The following is a 4526-nucleotide window of genomic DNA, read 5'->3' on the forward strand; positions in this document are numbered from 1 at the left end:
ATCGATACAAGTACATCAACAGGTCGATTAATGTTTAACATGCTGGCATCCATTGCTGAATTTGAAAATGACTTACGCACAGAACGACAAGCGGAAGGTATTGCCAAAGCAAAAGAGAACGGCGTGAAATTTGGGCGGCCAGCCAAACTCAACGAGCATATGTGTGATGCAATACATTCTCGCCGAGCCGAAGGAGCCACGATCGGTCAACTTGCGAAAGAATTTGAGCTTGGAGAAGCAACGATATATCGCGCCTTAAAAATGGCAGTGACAAAAGAGAATAAACAACGCCCCCCATCTGGTGAAACTGGTACTTTCTAAATTTGAATTGCCCCTTTACAAGCTAGAGTACTTGAGCAACACACTATACAGGCGAACATTTGGCCTACTAATTCTAATGAAACACTATGTTATTGGGTATTCATCTATATAGTGCTAGTTGGAATTCATGGCTTTACTAGAGTCATCACAGGCAAGGGTGACGCATTTATCAATCCTGAGGGTAAAAAGAGTCACAATAAACCCGTTAAAGTTCATAAGATCACTAAAGAGTTCCTTTCCAAGCAACTAACCTTCTCAAAATTAGTTTGAAGCAGAGCAGCCTGAACTGGTCTGTTTCAAAGTAGTGCAAGTTGGTTTTTAGTGGCCGCTCGCTTTTGCGGCTTAGGCATGAGGCCTTCAGGGATAGACTTGTGCTCTATACCATTAATTAAGCAGCCACTTTTTCCATTCCCCCTACGGACACCGTCGCCATCAAACATCCCCCAAGATTTCCAGTAGAAATGAACTTTCTGTCGTTCGCATTGATCTTTAAGCGACAATACCCAAGAAAGGTCTGACTTTCTTGCATTGACACCACTCTCGCCACCACCAACCACTAAACGGATGCCGGATAAATCGAACTCACCTAAGTCTTCTAGTAATGGTTCACAACACAGATACTTGTTTGCAGCACTTAACGATTGCAGGTCTTTTATTCGTTCAAGGCCATGCTTTCTATTTTCTACAGTGACCCCTAACCAAAGGTTTTCTGGCACAATTCGAGTTTCAAAAAACTCTCTCATCCTTTTGCTGCGCTTCGTGAGCATTAAAAAGTTATGCCAATGCGCTTTGGTGACAACATCGAGGATTTGCTCAAGCGCTTGCTCACTGGCAAGCTCATGAAAAGTGTCACTCATATTATTGATAAAATAGAGTGTTGGTTTTTTTCTACTTAAAGCAGGCGCTTTCAGAATGCGTTCGAAGTGTTCAGTAAACTTAAAACCATTGCTATACCCTGCTGTTCCCCATTTCATAAGCTTTTGAGCCAATGGTTCGGCATAGCAGTTGTCACAAGCAGGAGATATCTTCCTGCATCCAGTGAAAGGATTCCAAGATGTTGCTTTAATTTCAGTCATGATGCCTACTAACCTGAGCTAATTCGAAAGTTAATATCTTGAATAAATTCTTAATAAGTAAACAGGCAAGCCCACACTCTTCTCTAGGATTAGCCTTCGCCGATTGTGAGCCTATTGAAAATTAGTTTTCTGTGGATGATTTTCTTAGCGAATGCAGTTGGATAACCGACTTTCAATACTGTTCTCGGCTTGAACATAGACATCATTAGATAGAAGAATGCGCTTAACCCCTGAGCCTATGTAAGACTCAGCGTTCTCTGGGTTTGTAACAACGGTTATAGGAAGCTGAGTGGCATCTACAATTGTTGTTAAATCATCAGAGGCAAGAGGAATAAAGAACCCGTCCGCACCTGCTTTTTCGTAAAGATCAATCCTGCGTAATGTTTCATCCAGTAAATTTGGTGTTTCTACACCACATAAAACTTGCAAGTAATAGGTGTCAATTCTTGCATTGATAAACGTTTCTATACCATCGTCAAGTAACTTACGCTTGATGATGGCTATCTTTTCTGCGTTCACTTTCGCGTCAATTAAGCGAGGCGCTCCAATTAACCTGCTGTCCTCCAAGTTCACACTGACCACCCCAATGCGACTTAGATCTTTGATATGCTCGGCAACGATCAAGGGGTCTTCGCTATAACCGAATTCAAGATCTACTGATAAGGGAAGTGAGGTATTTTTTGCAATTCGCTCAAGCATAAATTTAAGCTCTTCAAAAGAAAGCTGTTTACCATCTTCATACCCAAACATGTCCGCAAAAACACTGCTCAATGTTACTGCGACTTTAAAGCCAAGCTTCTCCGCTATTTTTGCACTTGGAGCATCCCAAACTGGGCATTCAACAATGACATCGTTCTTTTCTAACAGCTCTTTAAAATTCATTTGATTCAACTCTCGTTTCAGACGTTTCTATATCCAACGTTAAACACTGTTTTTCGGTTTAGCGTCAGGTTTGTAGTGGGCATTGGGTGTATCTACTTCGTTTCAGAATATAGCGCACTGAGGTATAATGGCACAATGACAAGAAAGCAAAATATCGTGCCAATTGATCCCCACTACCGGAGTTTCCCAATGCCAAAATATGGAATACCGCCTCTCGAAAAGCCTACACTGAATGACAAACTACGCCGAATTGTTATTGTGACAAATGACTTAGCGTCGTCACTAGAATATGTAGGAGTATTGCAGGTACTTGATGAGGCAAATTACTTTTTGGAATCTGCTGGCCGTCGCTCTGCATATAAGGTTGAAGTCGTCACGCAGGGTTCAGGTAGGCTCTACGAATGTGAGGGGCTTTTGATTACAGCTTCCAAAACCTATAACGAATTAGAGGGAGGGGATATCGATACGCTCATTTTCCAAGCAATAGACCAACACGATTACTGTTTAACAGATAAGAGCTTTATCAATTGGGTGACCAAAATGTCGACCGCTGTAAACCGAGTAGTAAGTATTTGTACTGGGGCATTTATCCTCGCTGAGGCTGGCGTTTTGGATGGACGTTCTGCGACCACTCATTGGGCTGCTGCTGCTGATTTCCGAAGTCGATATCCAAAAGTGCAATTAAATCCAAAGCAGATTTATGTGAAAGACGGACATATCTATACTGCGGGAGGAGTGACATCAGGTATTAATCTTGCGATCGCTTTAGTCGAAGAAGATCTAGGAGCCGAGGTAGCGCGACGCGTTTCTCAGGGTATGGTTACATTCATGAAGCGCCCCGGAGATCAATCTCAATTTTTTGCAAGTCTATCAATGGGTTCAAGCGCTAATTCACGCACTAAGTTTGAACAATACATACTTGAAAATATAGATAAAGATTTAAGATTGGATAAGCTTGCAGATGTGTTTGGTATGAGCCTTCGAAACTTTAATCGTCATTTCCGCAAACAGGTCGGCTTACCTCCAGGTGAGTTTATAGAGAAATGCAGAGTTGATTATGCACGTAATCACCTTGAGCAAACCAATGAACCAATATCAAAAGTGGCCACCTTAAGTGGTTTCTCTTCGACTAATGGCTTGCGCCTTGCTTTTGAACGTTACCTTGGGGTATCACCACTTGCGTATCGTAAAAGATTCACAACATCCATATAGGAGGTTGTTAATAAGGTAAGTTTGGTCACCTATAGTGAAGCTATATCATTATTTTTAAAGCAACTAGTTGATAACTATGTAAAGGGTAAGGTGTAGTGGATGAGTTGCTTTGGTCAATCGATAAGAGGGTTTGCAATACCTTAGATTATTCGTTGACTGCTAATTTAGCGAAAGCTATAGCTCATTTTTGTCCGTGCGACGTGAAGTCGCATGAAGCGCTGTTCACCGCGATAAGAGTGAACCGTTTGTATCACCAGACGACCCTAAGGCTCTGAATAAAGCAGCGAGCCTGACAATGTAACGAAGTTTGGTACGGAGCCAAACGGGAGCAAAACCGCGAGGGGATGCTCCTCCTGATAACCACAAATCGGGTGAGTGCTAGGGAATCAGTATGATGAACGAAAGTGAATCCATGTAAGGTGCGTTATATGATGAAGCAGCGGAAGTGGTTAATACGCTGTGGCCAAACGGCAACGGGAGTAGGAAAGAGGTTGGACAATACTCTTTCGTGATCGATAAGCTCCTCGCACTATAGTGGGCATCTACCCTGATATTGCGCGACATGCGGAACACGGTAAGCCAGTATCGTTCCTTCGGGAAAGCTATCTGTGAAGATAGCCGATAGCGGTGCTGGTAAAGGAGGTTGGAAAAAGCGAACGCTGCATTGTAATGATGCAGATACAGACAGATGTCTGGCACGAAAGTGTGCCCACTTCCAACTGGTCTCCCATTGCAAGATGATTTGGAAAACTTTATTTAAGAAGGAACGCAGATGATCTCTTCTCATGAAGTGAGTGCCCCTTCTGGCAGCGCCCAATGGCAATCCATCGACTGGAAAGCGGTTGAGCACCATGTGTTAAGGCTCCAGATGCGCATTGCAAAAGCAATCCGAAAAGGTAAACACGGTAAGGCAAAAGCACTACAGTGGATACTGACTCACTCGAAAGCAGCAAAGCTTCTCGCTGTTCGTCGAGTATCACAAAACAAAGGCAGTAAAACGCCAGGAATTGACGGCGACATCTGGAACACCGATGC

General features: G+C 43.0%; 5 protein-coding genes. 3 read left to right on the forward strand and 2 right to left on the reverse strand.

Annotation, left to right across the window (positions count from 1 at the left end; genetic code table 11):
• A partial coding sequence (locus tag KIV40_RS09705) for a recombinase family protein (protein ID WP_285348913.1) occupies positions 1-321 on the forward strand: 321 nt, incomplete at its 5' end.
• A 296-nt stretch (positions 322-617) separates the two neighbouring features.
• Here the strand turns inward: KIV40_RS09705 and KIV40_RS09710 are convergent.
• Positions 618-1397 carry a DUF5131 family protein gene (locus KIV40_RS09710; protein ID WP_285348915.1) on the reverse strand — a complete coding sequence of 260 codons (780 nt, stop codon included), beginning with the start codon at positions 1395-1397 and terminating at the stop codon, positions 618-620.
• A gap of 144 nt (positions 1398-1541) precedes the next feature.
• Positions 1542-2279: an isocitrate lyase/phosphoenolpyruvate mutase family protein gene (locus KIV40_RS09715; RefSeq protein ID WP_285348917.1), complete on the reverse strand. Its 738-nt coding sequence runs from the start codon at positions 2277-2279 to the stop codon at positions 1542-1544.
• Between the two features lie 135 nt (positions 2280-2414).
• On the opposite strand from KIV40_RS09715, the gene KIV40_RS09720 reads away from it, so the two are divergent.
• Positions 2415-3491, forward strand: coding sequence for a GlxA family transcriptional regulator (locus KIV40_RS09720; RefSeq protein ID WP_285348919.1), 1077 nt, complete (start codon positions 2415-2417; stop codon positions 3489-3491).
• Between the two features lie 772 nt (positions 3492-4263).
• A partial coding sequence (locus tag KIV40_RS09725; RefSeq protein WP_285348921.1) for a reverse transcriptase N-terminal domain-containing protein occupies positions 4264-4526 on the forward strand: 263 nt, incomplete at its 3' end.

This window comes from Vibrio sp. D173a, assembly GCF_030248475.1.